We start from the raw sequence: 20,684 nt of genomic DNA on the forward strand, positions 1-20,684 counted from the left end.
CTGCATCTCTGAACAAGTAGCTTATTAGTGCCCAACGGAATATCCAGGCTGCTTGTCTATTTCCATTGCTGTAAATGGCATTAGAAATATATCCAACCTACACACCCTACCGTCAAAATAATGACTATGCCGCAATTGTCCCGCCATAAAAGAAGTCAATTGATTCGATTGACATATTTTAAAATAAATAATTAAAGCATTGGTATTTAACTTGTTTTTATATCGTTCTACAATCTTTGCCGAAAATAAGTCTAATTATATTCTGAAAACATTTTTTTACTCATATACATACCAGTTGGAGCTATAATGAAAAAGGGACTAACACTAACAGCAATTGCTGTTACTGTGCTTTTATCGGGCTGTGCATCTGATTCTGATGCAACAAAAGCGCTTCCTCTAGAAAGCAATCAATCTGAAATCTCTAGCCAGATCAGCTTAATTGCTGACAGCATCAATCAAGCCAAAGTAAAAATTAGCAACGCAAAAGCTGATGACCTTCAATGGTTTGCAACCAAACACTTCCAGGATGCCGACAAAGCTCTCAGTGATGCCAAAGAATACTACGCCGTGTTTGAAACGGATCCAAGTAAGGCACACAATAGTACCGGCTTCTTTAGCTCAAGAACCAATATTCAAGCGACAGAAGACGCACTGAATCAATTCAACTTAAATATTGCAAAAGCAGAAATGATCCGAGAAAAAGCATTATCAATTCTCGATGAAGCATTTTCTTACCGTGCGCAATTAGATTATTTAGACGTCAATAAATATTACCCGAAAAGTAATGCACGTTTAGAAACTCAGCTGAAATCATTGGTTAACTTTATTGCCGATGACAGAACTGAACGAGCGACATCGGGCCAACCGGATTTGGTTAGCCGACAGCGTGCGCTAGAAGTCAAAACAGTCACTCGTATTTACCTATCCGACGCACAAAAAGAATTGGCGCGATTGAAAACGAGTAACACAGCACTGCATGCGCCAGATACTTTGGCTGTAGCCGCAACCCGAGTGACGGCGGCTGAAGCCTTCATTGGTGCTGAGCCTCGTTCGATTAACAAGATTGAAGACAAAGCGGCTGAAGCCATGTTCTCTCTAAAACATGCCGAGCACATTGCTGATGTCGTACAAAAACTGAAAGTACTGCCAGAAAAAGACTACGAGCGCCATGTACTGACGTTTGAAAAATTACTGGTCAATATTTCTAAAGCCCTAGGCAGTGACGATCTGCGTGATAATCCTATTAACCAGCAAGGCAAACTGCTTGTCTCTCTGATTGAAGACCAAAAAGCCCAATCAAGCGAAGGGGAGCAGAACTTGCAACAACTGCTGTCACAACTGACTGATGAGCAGGAAAAAGTCTCTGAACTACAAGCTTCTCTGACGACTGAGCAGCAGGCAACCGTTGCTGCTGGTGAAAAAGTGAAACAGTTGGAAACCAAAATTGCTGATTTGAATGCCGCCCTCGTCGTCGCTTATACCCAAGCTAACGAACAACAGGACAATACGGCAGACACTGTAGCAGAAGAGGTAACTGCAGAAGAGGTCGCCGTGGAACTCACAGAAGCAGTGAGTGAAAGCGCCGATCAGACCATCGATGCACAGACCATTGAAGTCGAAGCCGCACCGCAAAAACTCACAGCTGAAATTGATCCAGAAGCGGCGAGCTAAGCCCGTTTACTTTCTCAATGATAAGAAGTGGCTAATTTGCCACTTCTTTTTATTGACATTTCCCCTAGGGGAAGGTTTAGACTTTTAGTCAATATTATAATTTGTAGTTAAATATTGATGACTTTGCGCCGACCGCACACTACGCTGGCATTACTTTTGGTGTTGATGATAAGCCTGATTATCAACCCGAGTTTTGCTATGCCCGGTCATCAAGCAATGTTGAGTCAACCAACAGTATCGAGCCAGCATACCGCCTCTGCCCCATCGACTTCCCATAGCACCGCTCACCACAAGGCCCAGAGCCAAGACATGGCTCATTGCGATAACTGTATTGATGGTTCGGCGATGAATACTAACCACTGCGGTAATGATGGAGACAACAAGCATTGCCAAAGCTGCAACAGCAGCCATTGCCATTACTCCGCCCTGCCAGTCTTCTCTCTCGCACAAACAAACTTATCCAATTACGGGACTCCCCATCGCTTATTGGTGAGTGCTCCTATCTCCCGTCCCGAAAACAACCTACGGCCCCCTATTCGCTAATTCACTTCCGTCAACACCACTGGACCAGCTCGCTTGTGTCCGGTCGCTATTTACGTCGAAAAAGTGAAAAAATTATGTATAACAACAAGATATACCGTGCACTGGGCATAGTGTCTCTCATTGGTTTTGCTGCCAGCTCATGGGCTAACGCTTATCCAGGCAACGGGCCTTCTGAGTCGGCAACATTAAACAGCCTTATCAATTGGGCGATTGAACATGATGTTGCCCAGCAGAAAATACAGTTTCAGGCTGATGCTATCAGTGAAATGGGGATCGCCAACAGCCAATTGATGGATCCCAAAATGAAAGTGGGTATCGGCGGTTTGCCCGTCGATAGCTTTGCTTTCGATGAAGATCCAATGACCAATATTTCGGTCGGCCTGATGCAACAGTTTGGCCGTGGCAATAGCTTGTCGCTGCAACAAAAGCAGAGTCAACAGCAAGCCGGCAGTGTTCGAAAGCAGGCGGATATCCGCAAGTTAGATGTCACCAAGGTGATAACAAACACCTGGATAGAGCTTGCATATTTAGATCAAAGCCAGCAATTGATCAAACAAAACCAAGATCTGTTCCGTGAGCTCACCCGCTATCTAAGCACCAACTATGGTGTCGGGGCCAGCCAAGCGCAAGATTTGATCCAAGCCGAACTGCAAGTCAACAAAATAGATGATCAACTCCAGTCAAATCAACAGATGCAGCAACGGCTTCGCGCCCAGCTATCTGAATGGCTTGGCGAGCAAGCTTGGCAAGTAAAGCCCAAAGCCTACCCACAATGGCAGGCACTTAATACTTACCTTGCGGCATCCCCAGACAATCATTATCAGCAACTCGCCAGCCACCCCAATATCCAGGTAGCTGATGAACTGATCAAAAGCAATGAGACCGGGATAGAGCTGGCTAATGAGTCCTATCAGCCACAATTCGGCATCGAGGTGATGTATGCCCATCGCCAAGCAAACCGGATGGATGGCTCTGCAGCGCCGGATTTGGTCAGCGCCTATGTCACCATGGATCTCCCTTTATTCACAGAAAAGCGCCAAGACAAAAAGTTGTCAGCCGCTCAGCATCAAGTCGGAGCTTCCAGAACCCAGCGTGATCTTATGCTGCGCCAGATGCATGCACAGATCAGTGCCGCAACCATTGATCGGGATAACACCCAACAACGCCTAGAGCGTTACCGCTCAACGTTGCTAAAGCAAGCCAAGGAAAAAACCCAGGCGGTCGAGCGAGGCTATCAAAACAATACCAGTCAACTGGATGAGTATATCCGTGCAGCCAGTGAAGAGCTGGTCATCGAGCTGGAGCAGGCACGCCTTGCCGCCGACTTACAACAAGCAAATAACAACTTGGCATACCTGCTGAACAAATATTAAGGGATATCATGAAACAGTCATTTTCTGTTGCCTTCATTGCACTCGCCATCGGTGCTGGCCTAGGGTATTTCACGAACGCCTATTTCGCTAATGGGCAATTAAGTACCAGCCATGGCACAAGCAGCCATGTCGCCAATAACGAGCCCTTATATTGGGTCGCCCCCATGGATCCTAACTACAAACGTGACAAGCCGGGTAAATCACCGATGGGGATGGATTTGATCCCGGTCTATGAAGAAGATCTTGCTGGCGGCAATGATGATCCCGCCGGTACCGTCACAATCAACCCGGCGGTTGAGAACAACCTGGGCGTCAAAACCACCCGCGTTGAACGCCAGCAGCTTGCCCCAAAAATTGATAGCGTGGGCTATGTCAGCTTTGATGAAAGCCAGCTATGGCAGATCAACAGCCGTGTCAGTGGCTGGATCCAGAACCTCAGTGTCAATGCCATTGGTGAGCGCGTAGTCGCAGGGCAAGTACTCTTCGAAATTTACTCGCCAGATTTAGTGCGGGCGCAAGAGGAATTGCTCAATGCCAAACGCATGGGCAAAGCGGTACTGGTCAAAGGAACCAAAGACCGCCTGCGCTCACTGGGTGTTGATAACGGCCAAATCAGCGATATCCTACGCCGCGGAAAAGCCCGTCAATACATAGCAATAAAAGCCCCAGCAGATGGCGTAATCGCCAGCTTAGACATCCGAAATGGCGCCTATTTATCACCGCAGCAAACCGTCATTACTGGGGGGGGATTATCCGACGTCTGGGTTGATGCCGAAGTATTTGAACGCCAAGCCCACTGGATCACCCCAGGGACAACTGCAGAGATGTCGGTCGACGCCCTTCCGGGGAAGAGCTGGCAGGGCAAAGTCGACTACATCTATCCTATTTTAGATCCAGCAACCCGCACTCTGAGGGTGCGCCTGAAATTCAGCAACCGTGCAGCCAACCTCAAACCGAATATGTTTGCCAACCTGACTCTGATCCCACATACCAAGGAATCGGTCTTGGTGGTACCAGAGCAAGCGGTGATCCGCTCCGGCAACATGGCCCGTGTTGTCCTCTCCCTTAGTGAAGGTAAATACCGCTCCGCACGTATTGAGACAGGACGTACCGCTGCAGGTATGGTTGAGGTCATCGATGGGCTAACAACGGGTGATAGTGTTGTTACCTCTGCCCACTTTATGCTGGATTCTGAATCGAGCCAAAGTGCTGATCTCAGTCGTATCAACACCAATATCCCGGCAGAGCCCGTCAACCAAGTCCATACCAGCGGTGTGATCCGCAACATCATGCTGAACCATAAGATGTTAACGCTGGAGCACCCACCTATCCCCGAATGGGGCTGGCCTGCCATGACCATGGATTTCACCGTCGGCGATGACAGTGATCTGAGCCAGTTTGTTGGAGGCCAATCGGTTCGGTTTCTAGTCACCAAACAGGAAAATGGCCAATACACACTGTCCGATGTTAAAGCGGAAAGTGGGCAAAGTGGAGCAAAGACAGACCACAGCACTATGGACCACAGTACTATGGACCACAGCACCATGGACCACAGCCTTCAGGCTCCGGTAAACAAGGAGGCTAAGCAATGATCAGTGCCGTGATCCGGTGGTCAATACAAAACCGCTTTCTGGTTTTGGTTGCGACCGCTTTCTTGATAGCCTCTGGCATATACAGTGTCAGACAAACCCCAATAGATGCTATTCCTGATCTATCTGATGTGCAGGTTATTATCAAAACCAGCTACCCGGGCCAGGCACCGCAGGTAGTGGAAGATCAGGTCACCTATCCGCTGACCAACGCCATGCTTGCAGTACCGGGAGCAGAAACGGTACGTGGCTATTCCTTCTTCGGTGACTCCTATGTCTATATCATCTTCAATGATGATACCGATATGTACTGGGCCCGCTCTCGGGTGCTGGAGTACCTAAGTCAGGTTGCCCCTAACCTACCGGACAGCGCCAAGCCGACCTTAGGCCCTGATGCCACCGGTGTCGGCTGGATTTACAGCTATGTCTTGGTGGATAAAACCGGCCAGCATGACCTTAGCGAACTAAGAAGCTTGCAGGACTGGTTTCTGAAATATGAGCTGCAAACCGTTGAAGGCGTATCGGAAATCGCCACGGTTGGCGGTATGGTCAAGCAGTACCAAGTCCAGATAGATCCCAATAAGCTACGGGCCTATAACCTGACGCTACAACAGGTCAATATGGCGATTCAGGCAGGAAACCAAGAAGCGGGGGCTTCTGTGGTTGAACTGGCCGAAGCTGAGCATATGGTCAGAGCGACTGGCTATGTTTCTAATATTGATGATCTTAAGAACATCCCCCTCAAGGTCACTGACAAAGGCACACCGCTATTGCTTGGTGATATCGCCGATATCAACCTTGGGCCGCAAATGCGCCGGGGGATCTCCGAGCTGAACGGTGAAGGCGAAGCGGTTGGCGGGGTCGTCGTGATGCGCTTTGGCGAGAATGCCCAAGAAGTCATCAGCAACGTGAAAGACAAACTCTCTGACCTAGAGCGTAGCTTACCTGATGGTGTGGAGATCGTGACGACCTATGACCGTTCAGGTTTGATCGACAGCGCAGTCAAGAATCTCTACGAGAAATTGATTGAAGAATTCATCGTTGTTGCCATCGTCTGTGCCCTGTTCCTGTTCCACTTCCGCTCATCATTGGTGGTGATGATTAGCTTGCCTATCGGTATCCTATCAGCGTTTATCATCATGCACTGGCAGGGGATCAACGCCAATATCATGTCACTCGGGGGCATCGCTATTGCAATTGGTGCCATGGTCGATGGTGCTATCGTGATGATAGAGAATGTCCACAAGCACATTGAACGTACCCCGCTTACGGATAAGAACCGTTGGCAGGTGATCAGCAAAGCCGCTGAAGAAGTCGGCACCCCACTGTTTTTCTCGCTCATCATTATCACCTTGAGTTTTGTGCCGGTGTTTGCTTTGGAGGGCCAAGAAGGCAAGATGTTCTCGCCATTGGCCTTCACCAAAACCTACGCCATGGCCGCCTCTGCCGGTCTGGCTATCACCTTGGTGCCGGTGCTGATGGGCTACCTGATCCGCGGCAACGTCATGCCCGAGCACAAAAACCCGATCAACCGCTTGGTCACCTTGCTCTACCGGCCATTGCTTAATTTCAGTCTGGCCTTTCCCAAAACCGTCATTGTGATCGCACTCGCCTTGATGGCTTCGGCCTACTATCCAGTACAAAAGATGGGCAGCGAATTCATCCCACCGCTGGACGAAGGCGATTTGATGTATATGCCAACGACCTATCCGGGCATTTCAATCGGCAAGGCGCGTGAGTTGTTGCAGCAAACCGATAAGCTGATCAAAACCATTCCGGAGGTGAAAACCGTTTGGGGCAAAATAGGCCGTGCAGAAACCGCCACCGATCCGGCACCGCTGACCATGATCGAGACCATAATCCAGCTCAAACCCAAAGAAGAATGGCGTGAAGGTGTCACCACCGACAGCCTACGCCGCGAGCTTGATAATTTAGTGCAATTTCCGGGTTTGACCAATGCCTGGGTAATGCCGATAAAAACCCGTATCGACATGCTGGCCACCGGCATAAAAACGCCGATTGGGATCAAGATTGCAGGGCCGGAGCTCAAGCAGATCGAACAAATCGGAGCCCGGTTAGAAACCGTGCTGCAAGGTATTGAAGGAACTGCGTCAGTCTATGCCGAACGGGTAGCCGGTGGTCGTTACATCACCATGGATATAAAGCGCCGTGAAGCAGCACGCTACGGCCTAAGTATCCGTGATATCCAGCAAGTGATCAGCACCGCTGTCGGCGGCATGAATGTCGGGGAATCCGTCGAGGGGCTGGAGCGCTATCCTATCAATGTCCGCTATCCGCAAAGCTATCGTGACTCATTGGACAAGCTGCGCAACCTGCCGCTGGTGACCCCTAACGGTGCCCGGATCGCACTGGCAGATGTTGCGAATATCCGATTTGAAGATGGCCCGCCAATGATCAAGACCGAAAATGCCCGTCCTAACGGCTGGGTCTTTATCGACATTGATGGTCGCGATCTTGGTTCTTATGTCCAAGATGCCCAGCAAACCGTTGCCGAGCAGCTTGAACTTCCAGCCGGTTATTCACTGGTATGGTCCGGCCAATACGAATATATGGAACGGGCCAAAGCCCGATTAACCGTGGTCGTACCCGCAACGATCGCCATCATAATGCTGTTGCTCTACCTCAGCTTCCGCCGAGTCGGGGAAGTAATGATCATCATGGGCACCCTACCACTGGCGATGGTCGGCGGGGTATGGCTGATGGAATGGCTGGGCTACAACTTCTCGATTGCCGTTGGCGTTGGCTTCATAGCCTTAGCCGGTGTGGCGGTGGAAATTGGCGTCATCATGCTGGTTTACCTTAATCAGGCTTGGAAATTCCAGCAAGAAGAAGCGGAACATCTCAATCAGCCACTCACTCTCGAATCGCTCAACAATGCGATCCAACAAGGGGCTGGGTTGCGAGTTCGGCCAATTATGATGACGGTGTTCACCGTGATCATCGGCCTTATTCCTATTATGTACGGCTCAGGTACTGGTTCGGAAGTCATGCAGCGCATTGCCGCACCGATGATTGGTGGTATGTCATCAGCCCTGTTGCTCACGCTTGTTGTATTACCCGCCTCCTTCCAACTTTGGAAACGCTATAGCTACAAACTCACTGAATAAATACAAACAATTTTCCCGGTGCCCGGCACCGGGTAAGGAATGACAATGAAATTAAGATCTGCGCTATCGCTGGCCCTACTACTGGCAACCCCCTTGAGCTTTGCCGCTGGGGAACACGCTCATCATCACGAAGGGCACGGTAATATGTCTGGCCACGGTGCGATGGCCTCGGCGGTCGGTATGCCTGCGCCTGCGGCACAGGCAACCCAAACCTATCAAGTGGCACTGGCCGATGATATGACCATGCAGTTCGAGCCAAGCTTGGCCATCAAACAAGGTGATGTGGTGCGGTTTGTTGTCACCAACAAAGGCCAGATCCCCCATGAATTTTCCATTGGCAGTCTCGACGAACAAGCCAAGCATCGCGAGATGATGCGGGCAATGCCGGATATGGAGCACCATGACGGCACCACTATCACTTTAGCTCCTGGTGAAACAGCCGAAATGGGATGGCATTTCATGGGACAGAGCTTTGTCGAATTCTCTTGCAATATTGCCGGCCATTCAGAGGCAGGCATGAAGCGTAATACCGTTTTGAAATAACTCACTGGAACACACTATGAAATATTTACTACCTGCACTCCTACTCTCTTTAAGCAGTGCGCAGGCTCTGGCAAGCACAGATGCACAAGCTTTCAGTCAGCTGTCACCGCAAGCAGCACTGGAGCAATCACATCAATGGCACCACACCGGTAAAGCAACAGTCAGAGTGATGCCGGATGCTATCCATGCCGAATTTGCCGATGGCTCAAAAGCCACCGTACCCGTAAAAGATGAGTTCCTTCTTTCTATTGCCCCGTTCGAAAAAGTAACCCATGGCTGTACCTTCCATGTCCCGACAGGATGCCAAGGAGAAATGGTTAGCAAGTCGATGATGGTGAAGATCACCGATACCCAATCCAATGAAATCATTCAGTCTGGTATGGTGAAAACCCAAAAAGACGGCTTCATTGATTTCTGGATGCCAAAAAATGGCAACTACCAGTTCACCTTCACCTACCAAGGCAAAACAGCCACTGAAGTACTAAGCACCGAAGGTAACAGCCGTACCTGTATCACTACCATGCAATTGATTTAAATCTTCCCCTACGCGACAACCTCCCCCCTGCAGACCACAACTCTGCAGGGTGTTTTGCCATGCCGTTGAATTCCGTCGTCTCTCAATATACTTTGACTTTCAAACTATATGATCACAAAATACCTTGACTATCAAAATATATAATTACCAAACAAAATAGCTTAGGGATCATTCATGCACAGCTCTAATTTGCAGCACTGGCAGCATAGCCATGATTTTGCGTCTATCAATCCGCAAGGGGAAAAACGGACGCTTTGGGTGCTCGGACTGACAGCCATTACCATGGTGGCAGAAATCACTGCAGGCACACTCTTTGGATCAATGGCCTTACTGGCAGACGGTTGGCACATGGGCACGCATGCCGCCGCGTTCCTGATCACCGTATTTGCCTACCGTTATGCCCGCAAACATGCCAACAACCCGGCCTTCTCATTCGGCACGGGTAAAGTCAGTGTACTCGGTGGTTTCACCAGCGCCATTGCTCTTGGCCTCGTCGCTTTGCTGATGCTGGTCGAGTCTTTCCATCGCCTACTCGACCCGCAAGCGATACAGTTCAATGAAGCCATTTTCGTCGCCGTGATTGGCTTGGTCGTCAACATCGTCAGCGTGTTTCTTTTGCACGGCAACCATCACGATGATCACGGCCATCACCATCATAACCATGCTCATGAGCACGGACACAACCATGAGCATCATCACGGACATGACCACAACCTGCGCGCGGCCTACTTCCATGTCTTGGCAGATGCGTTAACGTCGCTATTGGCTATTGTTGCCCTGCTGTTTGGTAAATACCTCGGCTATGATTGGCTTGATGCCGTTATGGGCATGGTCGGTGCGGTCATTATTACCCGCTGGGCGTGGGGGTTGATGAAACAAACGAGCCCAATTTTGCTTGATGGCAATATCGACCATGGATACCAACAAATAATCATCGACACCCTCGAGAGTGACGCCGATAGCAAAGTCAGTGATATCCATATCTGGAAAGTCAGCGCAGACCATTATGCGGCGATGATTTCGCTGGTGACCCACCAGCCAAAAGCAGCCAACGAATACAAGCAATTACTGAAAGAGTTCGATAAACTTAGTCATCTCACGATAGAGGTCAACCCGTGCCGAGGCGCACACTGACAACGAGACAGAAATGAAAGACATTGAACAGTTGAACCACACCATCATTGAATTCTACGAAAAGCTCTCTTCTTGGGAGCAATCCGTTGTCCGTGGCAAGGGCTTCTCCCTGCCACAGGTTCATGTCGTTGAAATCCTGGGTGCCCATGGTGCGATGAGGATGAAAGAGCTGGCGGATAAAATTGGTGTGACAACCGGTACCCTGACTGTTCAGGTCGATAAAATGGTCAAGCTGGGCCTTCTGGTGCGCCGTCCGCATGAATCAGATCGTCGATCGATTCTGGTTGAGCTGACAGCCGAGGGGGAAGAACTGTATCACGAGCACGATCAGCTTCATCTTAGCCTGACGCAAGACATCACCGCCAAGCTCAGTACTGATGAGCGAGAGCAGCTTCTTGCCAGCCTGACCAAAATGAACCAAGAATTCTAAACGCCACGCTCCAACCAACCCCTTGCTATCCACCTTATACAGGTACTGATCCGTACCTGTATACCCAATGGCCTTCGCGTAACCAGTATGCTGTCGTTCATATAAGTTGACTAAATAAACCTCATTTAGTCATCAATTTATCAATAAAACGTAGGTAATATCCCCTCACCCGCCTACAATCCTGAACACTTGCTGAATAGCGGTCATCTGCTTCTAGATGCGACTTTCAATGTACGCTGCTTGCAGCCCGGCCACTGACGTTAACGTTACTGATTTTGGCCAGTTATGGATATGGATATGAGCGATACCACCTACGGTCAATACAACCCGGCTTTTCAGTTCTCCTTTTTACACCCTCGCTACTGGCTATTATGGGCAGTGATGCCACTTCTTTTTATACTGGCCCTTTTGCCACATCATGCACGTAAAAGTATTGCCCGGTTTGCCGCCAAGCTAATTGTAAAGAAAAAGAGAGGGGCAAAACGGCGGGCATTGAAAAACATTGAGCTTTGTTTTCCTGACTACAACGAAAAACAGCGCCTTGCCTTGCTGGAAGATACCTTCACCGTGGCTGGCTGTATTTTATTGGGTTTTGCCCAGCCTTTTATCAAAGGCCGCCAATACATGCTCAATAGCCATGATGTCCAAGGACTGGAGCACCTTGAAGCCCTCCAGGCCCAAGACAAAAATATTATCATGCTAGTGCCCCACAACTGGGCTATCGACTTTTCGGCGCTGTATTTTGCGGCCAATGATATGCCGATGGTGGCAATGATCAAACCGCAAGCCAACCCAATCATCAACTGGCTGATGAATGTGCAGCGCAAGCAGTTTGGCGGGCGTATCTACCAGCGAAGCCAAGGTATTAAACCTTACCTGCGCTCAATCAAAGAGGGCTATCTTGCCTACTACCTGCCAGATGAAGAGCATCAGCTGCAACAAAGTGTGTTCGCCCCATTTTTCGGTCATGAAAAGTCCACGGTCAAAGGTGTGGGTAAACTGGCCAAGCTCTCCAAGGCTGCGGTACTACCGGTCTTTCCTTCCTATGATTTAAATTCCGGGACATTTACCATTACCATCCAGCCACCATTAACGGACTTTCCTTCGGGCAATGAACAGCAGGACGCCACACGGATGAATCAGGAACTGGAGGCCATGATCCGCCAACAACCCGAACAGTACATGTGGATCCTCAAGATCTTGCGCACCCATCCGGATGGCAGCAGACGCTATTAACAATCACCAACATACCGGAATAAAAAAGGGCCCCATGCAGAATGCATCCGGCCCTTGTCGTTTCTTTTCGTCATGCTCTTCTACAGCGTCGTGTTTGATACGACTGCAGTATTAACCTCAAGCGGTTTCTAGCACTTTCACTATCAGACCACTGTCAACTTGCTGCAGCGCTTCGAGCAGCTGCTCAATATCGACTTCGGTAGGCACATCAACCTGCAACTCGGCAAAAAATAATGCCTGCCCAAGATCGGGAACCCCAATACGGTGGTTTTCAATCTTCACAATACCGATACCGATATTATCCAAAATACGGGTAATATCATTGACGATACCCGGTCGATCCTTCGACTCGACCTTCAGTGTAAGGTGGTCGGTTTTGATCTCACCAACTTCCGACGCTTCAACGACCCGAATATCTAATTCTTGCTGGGCTTGGAAAAGTTCTTTTAGTTGACCCGCAGACTGCGCAGGAATATCAATCTTTAGAATCCCGACAACTTGGTTATCCAGCCTGTTAATTTTACTGATCAGCCACTTGCCCCCAAGTTCATGAGTCTTGGCTGCTAATTTATTGATAAGTTGAGGATGATCTTGTCCCGCCAATGTTACGGTTAATTGAGTATTCATACGCGCTTCCCCTCTACAATCCAGCCAGAAACACGCTGGCTATATAGTCAGATTAGCAAGCAAGTGGGCAACGTGCCGTGACCAGGCTCCATTCTGGTTATGAAAACCATTGTTTCCCCATACTGAATTCACAAATCCATGTAAAAAGCCAGTTACTGGCGTAACTGGCTCATACCTGATCAATTGAGTGGAATCAGCTATTGGTGCGGTATTTATGTAAAACCTCACCCAAGTGCCGAGAGGTGTCCCCCAAGCTGGTGCTGTTATCAATCGACTGTTCACTCATGGAACGGATCAATTCCGACTGGGAGCGAATATCGTGCAGCTCTGAGGCAATGTCATTGGCGACAGTGGTCTGTTGGTGCGCTGCCGTCGCAATCTGAGTACTCATATCCATCACCTGACGTGCCGATTCGGCAATATTATCAACGTCGCGGCCGATTTCGGTGATCATCTCGCGACTATGATGGGACTGCTCAAGCGTCACTGCGGTAATGTTGGAGATACTGGTCGTCTCAAGCTGCAATGTATCTATCATCGCCTGGATCTCAACCGTCGCCTGCTGGGTACGTCCCGCTAGCGTTCTTACTTCATCCGCTACCACCGCAAAACCACGGCCTTGCTCACCGGCACGGGCCGCTTCAATGGCCGCATTCAGCGCAAGCAAGTTGGTTTGCTCCGAGATTGCATTGATCGTCGTGATCACCGCATTAATTTCTTCAGCCTTTTCGTTAAGACTCCCAACAGCACGCGAGGCTTCGTCAGTTTGCTCTGACAACTGGGTTACTTTAACAATCGCCTGCTGAACATTGCGGTTACCCTGCTCAATACTTTGCATATCGGCATCCGACTGCTCTGAGGTTTGCTGTGCCAGGCCAGCAATATCTTTTGCCGACGCCGTCATTTCTTCCATCGCCGTCGCCACTGAATCAAGCGAGGCATATTGCTGGTTCACTTGCTGGCCAGATCCTCGTGCATCATTACTGAAGCTACCAGCCGCGCTCTGCAAGTTCTGCGCGCTATGCTTAACGGTATTGACCAACTCACTCAAGGTATCCATGGTGCGATCGAGTTCAAAACCGATAATACCGAATTCATCTCGGCCGACATGAAAGCCCAGACGCGACGTCAAATCACCATCGGCAATACGCCTAGTGGCTTGGTGCATCACCCACAATGCACCGCCAAGGAAGGTCGCCATCCAGTAACACAGCAAGCCAATCGGCAAGAGCATGGCCAGTGAATAGAAAAAGCGCTTCAGGGCCTGATCTTTCTCGGCCTGCAACGAAATTGCCCCCCCCTGTGGCAAGCTCGCCATCCCCCATGGTGTCGCCACCATCGCCTGCCCTCGGGCAGCGGTATTTCCGGCAAAGCTCACACCTTGCTGTTGCAACAACCGGCGCTGGGCATCTGCGTCCAACCCCGCTCCCTGTACCGTTTCGACCATTGCCGCGACCCTTGTTTCGGCCACTGCAAACTGCTGTCGCTCAAGTTGGTCCACGGTTTGACGGTAGTGCAACCCGGCAATCGCCGTGACGACCGTAGCAATCAGTGCAAAGAGCACCCAAAACTTATCGTTGACCGACATTTTGACAAACAGCCTGTCAACGGTACGAAATTCAACCTCTCTCATCGTCGTTCCCTGTAGTTATTATTGGGTTTGCCATATGGTAACAGCTCAACGTTTGATGTTGTGATACAGGGTTTGTTTTTCAGGTGAGCGCAGCAAACCATTTCACAAAAAGTCGATCTTCATCACAAACAAGATCGCTTAATAGCTTGCACTTGATGTATAGGTATAAAAAAACCGGCGATATCACTCCGAAACCCAGAGCGAAACCAACCGGTTTTGCATGTTACTTTTCGTGAATAAACGAAAGTAAGCTTAGATACCCGCGCGCTTGAACAGACCCGCCATCAATGGCGAATTTGCTTTAACTTGCTTGGCTTTATTCTTGAACTCACGTGCTAGCGAGGTGTCCTTGATATCGTTAGCAATGTAAATCATCGACTGGTACATATCACCTGCCGTCTTGATTCGATCTTTATCGTTCATTGGACTGATGATCTTCACGACATCAGAACCCTTCATGCCTTTTTCGGTTGCATAAGTCTCAACCGAATCTAGCAGCTTATCTAAATCATTCACGAAGTCAGAATTTTCAACACCTAACTTCTTAATCTCTTTCAGGTTACGTTTGCGTACCTGATTAATAATAAATGCTGGCTTGTTAATTTTCTTGTAGCCGAAGAAACCGGCTAGAATCAGCAAGGCAACACCACCAGCCACATAACCCCAAATCGAACCCGAAGATTCAGCAACCGGCTGGATCACTTCGGCGGCGGTTGTAACAGACACTGGTACATCAGACATATTGGTAACCTTTCATTTCTCTGGAACAGAACTACAGTGACATTATGCACTCCAGCAACAAAGAACTATGCGTTTTATCAATTTTTGTTGCAAATAGGGTGACCGACTTCAAGCTTTAGCAAATAACCTAACGAATATATCGTGCCACAAAGCATAACATTTCACAAAAGTCAGTTCTGGCATGCAATAAAAATGAAGTTAGGCTTCATCGATAACTGCTCAAAACGCTGTGGATCAATGTCTACCATTTCAGGCGAAGGGCTACCTTCAGAGAGTCCGGCCACAGTCATACCCGATGTAAATACCGCCTCAAAGAGGTCGGTGAGCGACCGGCGATAAAACGACACTTCCACCGGCTGACCAATGGTATCCCACTCTTCCGTAATGAGCTCTTTCTGGAAATAGTCACCAGATGGCGATACCTCAAAATCAATCAACGGATGATGAGTCGAAAAGACAAAGACACCGCCTTTTATCAAGCAGCGTTGAATATCTTTAAAAAGCAGCTGTAGATCCGGCAAGTAGTGCACGGCCAGCGGGCAGATAACGACGTCATAAGCACTATCCGGCTCGTGCGGTAATCCCATATTGAGATCTTGCACATAGCACTGTAGCTTGCCTGAAAGCTTGTCGTTTACCATTTCAACCATTTGCGGCGATACATCGACAGCGGTCACCTCCGCTCCCTGTGCCAACAGATACTCAGCATACACACCGGAACCACAGGCCAGATCCAACACTTTCTTGCCTTTCAGATCAGGCAGCATCGCCTGCAGCGAAGGACGCTCAAGCATTGCATTATAAATATTATCTTGGACTGCACGGTCATACTCTTTGGCAAAACGGCCATACATTGGGCTTTTCATCGTCAGGGGCTCTGTCTGGTATCAGCATGGAAGCTGTTGTAAATAGATAGTAATGATACCCACCTATACTATCTACTGCCCAGCTCCATAGCTAGCGCTTTGTGGTGACCCGATATAAGTTATACAATAAACGCAAAATAAATAAGGCTGGTAATAAAGCCAATAGCAAACATAGAAAGACTGACTTTAATATAGAGTAATAAAGCCTTTAGTAGATTATCCATCATAGTTATTCACCGATGGTATACATTAAAATTATAGATAGATTAACCATAGCGTGTAGCCCTTACCCAAGATGTCTCAAAGTAGTAAATATCTACGTATATCTATGATATAGCTAACAAACTTTAAATACCTCGGGTTGAAGGCTGGATAACGCAAAGACGGGTGTAAATAATGGTTTAAGCTAAAATTCAGTGTTAATTTCTCTCTATCAATATTCCTAAACCAGACTTCTTTATTTATTCTTCTTATTACAAAAAAGGCTTTAAATATATCTCCTAATGATACAACGATGAGCCCCCAACAAATAACCTAACACCGTCGAAGCCGCTACAGAAAAGCCAGCTCAAGGTATTAAGGAAAATATGTAGGGATATGGTGCAGATTACAAAACGCTAGATGGGTGCCGTTGAAACCATAAGATATCCTTTTCAGCCTTTACAACAAAACGACAGCTATCTTCTGTAAGAGAGTTTCACGACATCGGATGCATGTCGGGAAGCTTTATATTGCAGGCCTCAAGTAGATACAGCTTACACACAAGAGATAAACCACATGTAACGTCCACACGAGCTAGCCCTAGTACCTAGCTCGAAGCTGGACAATTCCGTTTTAGTACAATTGCTAATTTAGCAAAGTTTGAATTATAAAAAGTATGGCAAAGTTACTGAATTTGATGTCCAATATTGACTGGTACAAATCATTTGGTGACAGTATCGCTCCAGTAAGTATTTGCTTAACTGATAGCGTTTTACCTACACATTCAAAATGTATCAATGAAAAATCACATCCAGTAAAGCAACTCTATTATCCCAAATATATTTCTCTTGTTTATCAACTGGCTCTTTCGAATTATACCAATTTGACGAATAAATGAACTTCAAAAAATTTATGTAACCATCAACTTCATCAAACTTATTCATAGGCTGTCCAACAGCCTTAGACAAGTTCCGCTTTAAAGCCTTTGATGACATAGTTGAATATAAGTCAGGCCGAGAAATACAAAGCAAACGCCCCCAACAACTCATCTTAAAGCCTAAGTCAAACAAAGAACTAAGCTCATTTCTAAGGGTTACCCAGTCGGCATCACTATTCATCCTAAGAAGTGCGCAATTATTTACAGCCGTTAAAATAATATCGTGCTGCGTTTCTGTTCCACTTTTGAGTAAACCTGCAAAATTACCGCTTGCTGTGGTGTTTCCCAAGTGGGCAAATGGCTTTCTTCCGCCAATTAGCTTTCTAGTTTCAACCTCATCCAGATAGTTTTTGATCCAAGGAAGAGACAATGAATGCTTGGCAGAATCCAATACGTGCCGGTAGCCTTCATCCAAGTCGGGACATTCTGCAAGTATTGTTGCTATTCTTTGATAATATTCACTCCAGCTAGCATCACTTAACCATTCCGAGACGCCTTCAGGATTATCTTTGTATTGAGGTGATTGCAATCCCGTTTGACGCTGCTTGCTTAGAGTTTCTAAGTAGCTTTTTCGATATTGTTCTAACCAATCAAAATCAGGATAGAAAGCATTCCTATCATTGTGCCATTCTTCTAGCTGCTTTAGTATTTTCTGAAATTGGACATCTTGATCAATATTATGAGTTTCACATGATACACATGCTTCAGTATTACGAGTAAAACCGCTATGGGTTAAATTGCTACTACCAATAATAAGACACGCTTTATGCCCTTTACGAAATAAAAAAACCTTAGGGTGAAAAGTACTATTAGGGTTATTCCCCATAACTTTAACAGTCGCCTTCAAGTCCAATAATTCCTTTAACCCATCAGGGTGAGTTTGATTAAAAGCGATACCAGCCGTTGCATTGATAGTTTGTAGCTTCCCTAACCCATCAAATGGGACTCCGTATTCAGGGTTACCTATCCATGCAACTGCAAAATCAAGCGTTGAATATTCACTGCAGCACCTTTTGAACTCAGCTGAAATCTCTTTGGTATTGACTAAAACTTGCATTGTTACTCCTGAAAATCGAAGTTATTTAACCTATTTGGTAAGGCCATACGTTTGGTGACAGTCTGTGATGAGAAAGTGTATCTCGCTATAAGGCCAGCTCTTGTTTCTAATACAATTAACTAAGATGGAACAGGGCTGAACCAATATAGGGCAATCTGTCAGTTCTAGTCACATTGAGAAACGAAACTGACAGATTGAATTCAGACTAATTAAAATGAGAGATATATTGGATTTTTCAGCATCTCATCAAGCGAACATACGGAAGTTCGATCAAAACTAATATGTAGTGATTTGAGTTAAGCTGCTTCATTTAATCTTAAACTTTCATAATAATCTTCGGCTAATGCCGTCATCTTGAATTCGGCCTCTATGCCTGCAATCTTCTCAACAGCTTGTTTAATATCGTCTAAATCGACACTAAAGAACTCTTTGCGAAGGTTTACAGCATTGACACGGTGAGCATGGAACTCGCGGTGTAGCGCAGATTCAAGTGAAGGAGCATCATCTGTATAAATCATAGCGTGAACGTCAAAAGGGAACGGTACGCTGGCATCACCAAGTTCTTTCACCCTGTCCATTGGCTCGAGTCTTCGAGTTAAGCCTATCTTATATACATCTTCACCAAAGGAGCCAATATTGCTGATCACGTATACATGACCTTTACGCGTTTGTTCTGCCATGCTCTTAGCTCGTTCTTCTTTGGCTTCTGCTTCAGCAAGCTGCTGCTCAAGAATCGCAATTCTTTGCTCCATATCACTGCGATCTTGTTCAGTGGCTTTAGCAAGCTCTTGCTGTGCTTTATCAAGAAGATTTCGATACATCTTTTCTTCTTTCTCTGCATCAGCAATCGCTTTTTGATACTCTTTAATCGCTCGTTGTTCTTCACGGATCTGTTCTTTTATAAGTTTCTGCTCCGCAATTTCTTCTTGTTTCTTTAGCGTGAATTGATACTGAAGTTTACATTCTTCGAACTTAAGTTCGATGTAGTCAAGGTCAAAGCCGCATTCAAGAGTTGCTGCTGATTTCTCTAGATTGTTCGCTAGCTTTTCAATCCTCTCTAGCGTTCGACCAAACGAGCTTGGAGTAACCTTTCCAATAAGCATGTCACATTCAATATTAAATGCGGTGAGCATTAACCTAACTTGACCATTCAGAATATTCTTGTTGAAAGACTTATCATTAGAGATGACTGTTGTTTCTGGGAATATGATAGCAGTCTTGTCTTTAATCATATCTTTCTGCTGCTGCCTGATATCTTTTATCTCTTCAGAATAACGGGAAGATGTTTCATAAAGGTATTGCGGGGTTTCAAAATGGCCGTGAGCAGTGTATTCATCGAGTCGAGAATACAAATCTATATCGCCCATTAGCTCGTTAAGGTCGAGTTTGCCTTTTTCAATCTTGGCATTAAGCTCATTTAAAGTGTTCTGAACAGTATCAAAATGCGCTTGCTGCTCTTGGATACTAAGCCGAAGAGAGTCATCTTGCCCTTTCAAAGCCTGTAGTTCGGCAGTTTCTGTGTTAATCACCTTAAGCTTTTTTTTCGCAGTCACTATAGATTGCTTAACCAACTCGTTGGTTTGCTCTAATGATTCAAGCTCTTTTTGAGTTTTAGTTAATGCTTCATCGAGTGATTTGTATTGACCTGCTTTTTTATCCGCAGCTCGTTTCGTTAATACATAGGTTAATAAAATAGCGACTAGAGATAACCCAGCCAACACTAGTATATTATTATCCATTGATTATTTTAAACCTCTTGTATAAATTGCTTCCTAAGTGCAGCTCGTTCTTCACAGCGCTCCTGATATTCTTCGCTTGCAGTAGCCATTGCATCCTTAAATGCATGCTTTGCAGCTGATTTTTGTGCTCTAAACCTCCTTTGAAGTTCTCTCTGAGCTTCACGCACAGATCTTTCATGCTCCCTTAGAGCTTGAGCTTCTGCACGCTGCCGAACTTTCTCTCTACGTTGAGCTTCACGGGCGGCTTGCTTGTTGGCTTTATCTATCGCCTTTACAATCTTTATTGCCGTCCTTAAGCCACTTCCTCGTCTCGCCAATGCACCCTCCTGTAAAAGCTGACATTTAACTGTCGATCGTAACATAGAGCAACTGGCTCGATTGTTATCGATATCAAACCAATAGAATAAAAATCTCAATACCATCAATCGATAGCACTTAGAAAGGCATAAATATATGGGCTACATTCGACGTGACTACAGCGAAGCATTAATCGAGGAATACTGGTGCAAATTAGAGAAGTTCAACCAATGTGTCACTTACAATATTTTATTGATAGTTAACACTAAAACGTAAAGGGGCGTGCGACGTGAGGTCGTATGAAGCGCTGTTCACCGCTCAACGAGTGAACCATCTGTATCACCAGATGAACCTAGGAGCCTGAATAAAGTAGCGGCTCTGACAATGTAACGAAGATTGGTTAT

The 20,684-nt window shown here is 47.0% G+C and carries 17 protein-coding genes; 10 read left to right on the top strand and 7 right to left on the bottom strand.

From position 1 onward, the window contains the following. The first annotated feature begins 306 nt into the window (after positions 1–306). The 10 genes from C9I99_RS18265 (at position 307) to lpxM (ending at position 12,182) form a co-directional block, all read left to right on the top strand. A complete protein-coding gene (locus C9I99_RS18265; protein WP_107350283.1) occupies positions 307–1,671 on the top strand; it encodes a hypothetical protein in 1,365 nt (454 codons plus the stop codon). Positions 1,672–1,836: 165 nt separating this feature from the next. Further along, positions 1,837–2,214: a hypothetical protein gene (locus C9I99_RS27030; RefSeq protein WP_133638219.1), complete on the top strand. Its 378-nt coding sequence runs from the start codon at positions 1,837–1,839 to the stop codon at positions 2,212–2,214. A gap of 74 nt (positions 2,215–2,288) precedes the next feature. After that, the gene (locus C9I99_RS18275) at positions 2,289–3,587 is read left to right on the top strand and encodes a TolC family protein (RefSeq protein ID WP_107350285.1); all 1,299 of its coding nucleotides are present in this window, start codon (positions 2,289–2,291) and stop codon (positions 3,585–3,587) included. A gap of 8 nt (positions 3,588–3,595) precedes the next feature. Continuing rightward, positions 3,596–5,179 carry an efflux RND transporter periplasmic adaptor subunit gene (locus C9I99_RS18280; protein ID WP_107350286.1) on the top strand — a complete coding sequence of 528 codons (1,584 nt, stop codon included), beginning with the start codon at positions 3,596–3,598 and terminating at the stop codon, positions 5,177–5,179. Next, positions 5,176–8,304 (top strand): efflux RND transporter permease subunit, encoded by a 3,129-nt coding sequence (locus C9I99_RS18285; RefSeq protein WP_107350287.1) that lies wholly within the window; start codon positions 5,176–5,178, stop codon positions 8,302–8,304. The genes C9I99_RS18280 and C9I99_RS18285 overlap by 4 nt, the downstream gene beginning before the upstream one ends. A 45-nt stretch (positions 8,305–8,349) precedes the next feature. Beyond that, entirely contained in the window at positions 8,350–8,847 is a 498-nt protein-coding gene (locus tag C9I99_RS18290; RefSeq protein ID WP_107350288.1) for a cupredoxin domain-containing protein, read from the top strand. A 16-nt stretch (positions 8,848–8,863) separates the two neighbouring features. Beyond that, positions 8,864–9,382, top strand: coding sequence for a CueP family metal-binding protein (locus tag C9I99_RS18295; protein ID WP_107350289.1), 519 nt, complete (start codon positions 8,864–8,866; stop codon positions 9,380–9,382). A 174-nt stretch (positions 9,383–9,556) separates the two neighbouring features. Then, complete coding sequence (gene dmeF / locus C9I99_RS18300; RefSeq protein ID WP_107350290.1) at positions 9,557–10,516, top strand: CDF family Co(II)/Ni(II) efflux transporter DmeF; 960 nt, start codon at positions 9,557–9,559, stop codon at positions 10,514–10,516. Between the two features lie 13 nt (positions 10,517–10,529). Further along, positions 10,530–10,946: a MarR family winged helix-turn-helix transcriptional regulator gene (locus C9I99_RS18305; protein ID WP_107350291.1), complete on the top strand. Its 417-nt coding sequence runs from the start codon at positions 10,530–10,532 to the stop codon at positions 10,944–10,946. Between the two features lie 297 nt (positions 10,947–11,243). Continuing rightward, entirely contained in the window at positions 11,244–12,182 is a 939-nt protein-coding gene (gene lpxM / locus C9I99_RS18310) for a lauroyl-Kdo(2)-lipid IV(A) myristoyltransferase (protein ID WP_107350292.1), read from the top strand. Between the two features lie 117 nt (positions 12,183–12,299). Here the strand turns inward: lpxM and C9I99_RS18315 are convergent, their stop codons facing one another. The 7 genes from C9I99_RS18315 to C9I99_RS18345 form a co-directional block, all read right to left on the bottom strand. Next, positions 12,300–12,809: a glycine cleavage system transcriptional repressor gene (locus C9I99_RS18315; RefSeq protein WP_107350293.1), complete on the bottom strand. Its 510-nt coding sequence runs from the start codon at positions 12,807–12,809 to the stop codon at positions 12,300–12,302. A 193-nt stretch (positions 12,810–13,002) separates the two neighbouring features. Further along, positions 13,003–14,442 (bottom strand): methyl-accepting chemotaxis protein, encoded by a 1,440-nt coding sequence (locus C9I99_RS18320; RefSeq protein WP_107350294.1) that lies wholly within the window; start codon positions 14,440–14,442, stop codon positions 13,003–13,005. A gap of 252 nt (positions 14,443–14,694) precedes the next feature. After that, positions 14,695–15,183, bottom strand: coding sequence for a hypothetical protein (locus C9I99_RS18325; protein WP_107350295.1), 489 nt, complete (start codon positions 15,181–15,183; stop codon positions 14,695–14,697). 170 nt (positions 15,184–15,353) lie between these two features. Further along, on the bottom strand, positions 15,354–16,049 hold the full coding sequence (locus C9I99_RS18330) for a class I SAM-dependent methyltransferase (RefSeq protein WP_107350296.1): 696 nt from the start codon (positions 16,047–16,049) through the stop codon (positions 15,354–15,356). 995 nt (positions 16,050–17,044) lie between these two features. After that, positions 17,045–18,244 (bottom strand): phospholipase D-like domain-containing protein, encoded by a 1,200-nt coding sequence (locus C9I99_RS18335; RefSeq protein ID WP_107350297.1) that lies wholly within the window; start codon positions 18,242–18,244, stop codon positions 17,045–17,047. 296 nt (positions 18,245–18,540) lie between these two features. Next, the gene (locus C9I99_RS18340; protein WP_107350298.1) at positions 18,541–19,983 is read right to left on the bottom strand and encodes an SNIPE associated domain-containing protein; all 1,443 of its coding nucleotides are present in this window, start codon (positions 19,981–19,983) and stop codon (positions 18,541–18,543) included. Positions 19,984–19,991: 8 nt separating this feature from the next. After that, positions 19,992–20,300, bottom strand: a complete 309-nt coding sequence (locus tag C9I99_RS18345) for a hypothetical protein (RefSeq protein ID WP_107350313.1) — start codon at positions 20,298–20,300, stop codon at positions 19,992–19,994. Between the last annotated feature and the right edge of the window lie 384 nt (positions 20,301–20,684).

The organism is Photobacterium lutimaris (assembly GCF_003025555.1).
GTDB lineage: Bacteria > Pseudomonadota > Gammaproteobacteria > Enterobacterales > Vibrionaceae > Photobacterium > Photobacterium lutimaris.

Bases quoted from the DNA above. Each gene is read 5' to 3' on its own strand.
- C9I99_RS18340 (WP_107350298.1), bottom strand. From the start codon at position 19,983: ATGGATAATAATATACTAGTGTTGGCTGGGTTATCTCTAGTCGCTATT.
- C9I99_RS18330 (WP_107350296.1), bottom strand. From the start codon at position 16,049: ATGAAAAGCCCAATGTATGGCCGTTTTGCCAAAGAGTATGACCGTGCA.
- C9I99_RS18295 (WP_107350289.1), top strand. From the start codon at position 8,864: ATGAAATATTTACTACCTGCACTCCTACTCTCTTTAAGCAGTGCGCAG.
- C9I99_RS27030 (WP_133638219.1), top strand. From the start codon at position 1,837: ATGATAAGCCTGATTATCAACCCGAGTTTTGCTATGCCCGGTCATCAA.
- C9I99_RS18275 (WP_107350285.1), top strand. From the start codon at position 2,289: ATGTATAACAACAAGATATACCGTGCACTGGGCATAGTGTCTCTCATT.
- C9I99_RS18335 (WP_107350297.1), bottom strand. From the start codon at position 18,244: ATGCAAGTTTTAGTCAATACCAAAGAGATTTCAGCTGAGTTCAAAAGG.
- C9I99_RS18305 (WP_107350291.1), top strand. From the start codon at position 10,530: ATGAAAGACATTGAACAGTTGAACCACACCATCATTGAATTCTACGAA.
- lpxM (WP_107350292.1), top strand. From the start codon at position 11,244: ATGAGCGATACCACCTACGGTCAATACAACCCGGCTTTTCAGTTCTCC.
- C9I99_RS18320 (WP_107350294.1), bottom strand. From the start codon at position 14,442: ATGAGAGAGGTTGAATTTCGTACCGTTGACAGGCTGTTTGTCAAAATG.
- C9I99_RS18285 (WP_107350287.1), top strand. From the start codon at position 5,176: ATGATCAGTGCCGTGATCCGGTGGTCAATACAAAACCGCTTTCTGGTT.
- C9I99_RS18290 (WP_107350288.1), top strand. From the start codon at position 8,350: ATGAAATTAAGATCTGCGCTATCGCTGGCCCTACTACTGGCAACCCCC.
- dmeF (WP_107350290.1), top strand. From the start codon at position 9,557: ATGCACAGCTCTAATTTGCAGCACTGGCAGCATAGCCATGATTTTGCG.
- C9I99_RS18280 (WP_107350286.1), top strand. From the start codon at position 3,596: ATGAAACAGTCATTTTCTGTTGCCTTCATTGCACTCGCCATCGGTGCT.
- C9I99_RS18325 (WP_107350295.1), bottom strand. From the start codon at position 15,183: ATGTCTGATGTACCAGTGTCTGTTACAACCGCCGCCGAAGTGATCCAG.
- C9I99_RS18315 (WP_107350293.1), bottom strand. From the start codon at position 12,809: ATGAATACTCAATTAACCGTAACATTGGCGGGACAAGATCATCCTCAA.
- C9I99_RS18265 (WP_107350283.1), top strand. From the start codon at position 307: ATGAAAAAGGGACTAACACTAACAGCAATTGCTGTTACTGTGCTTTTA.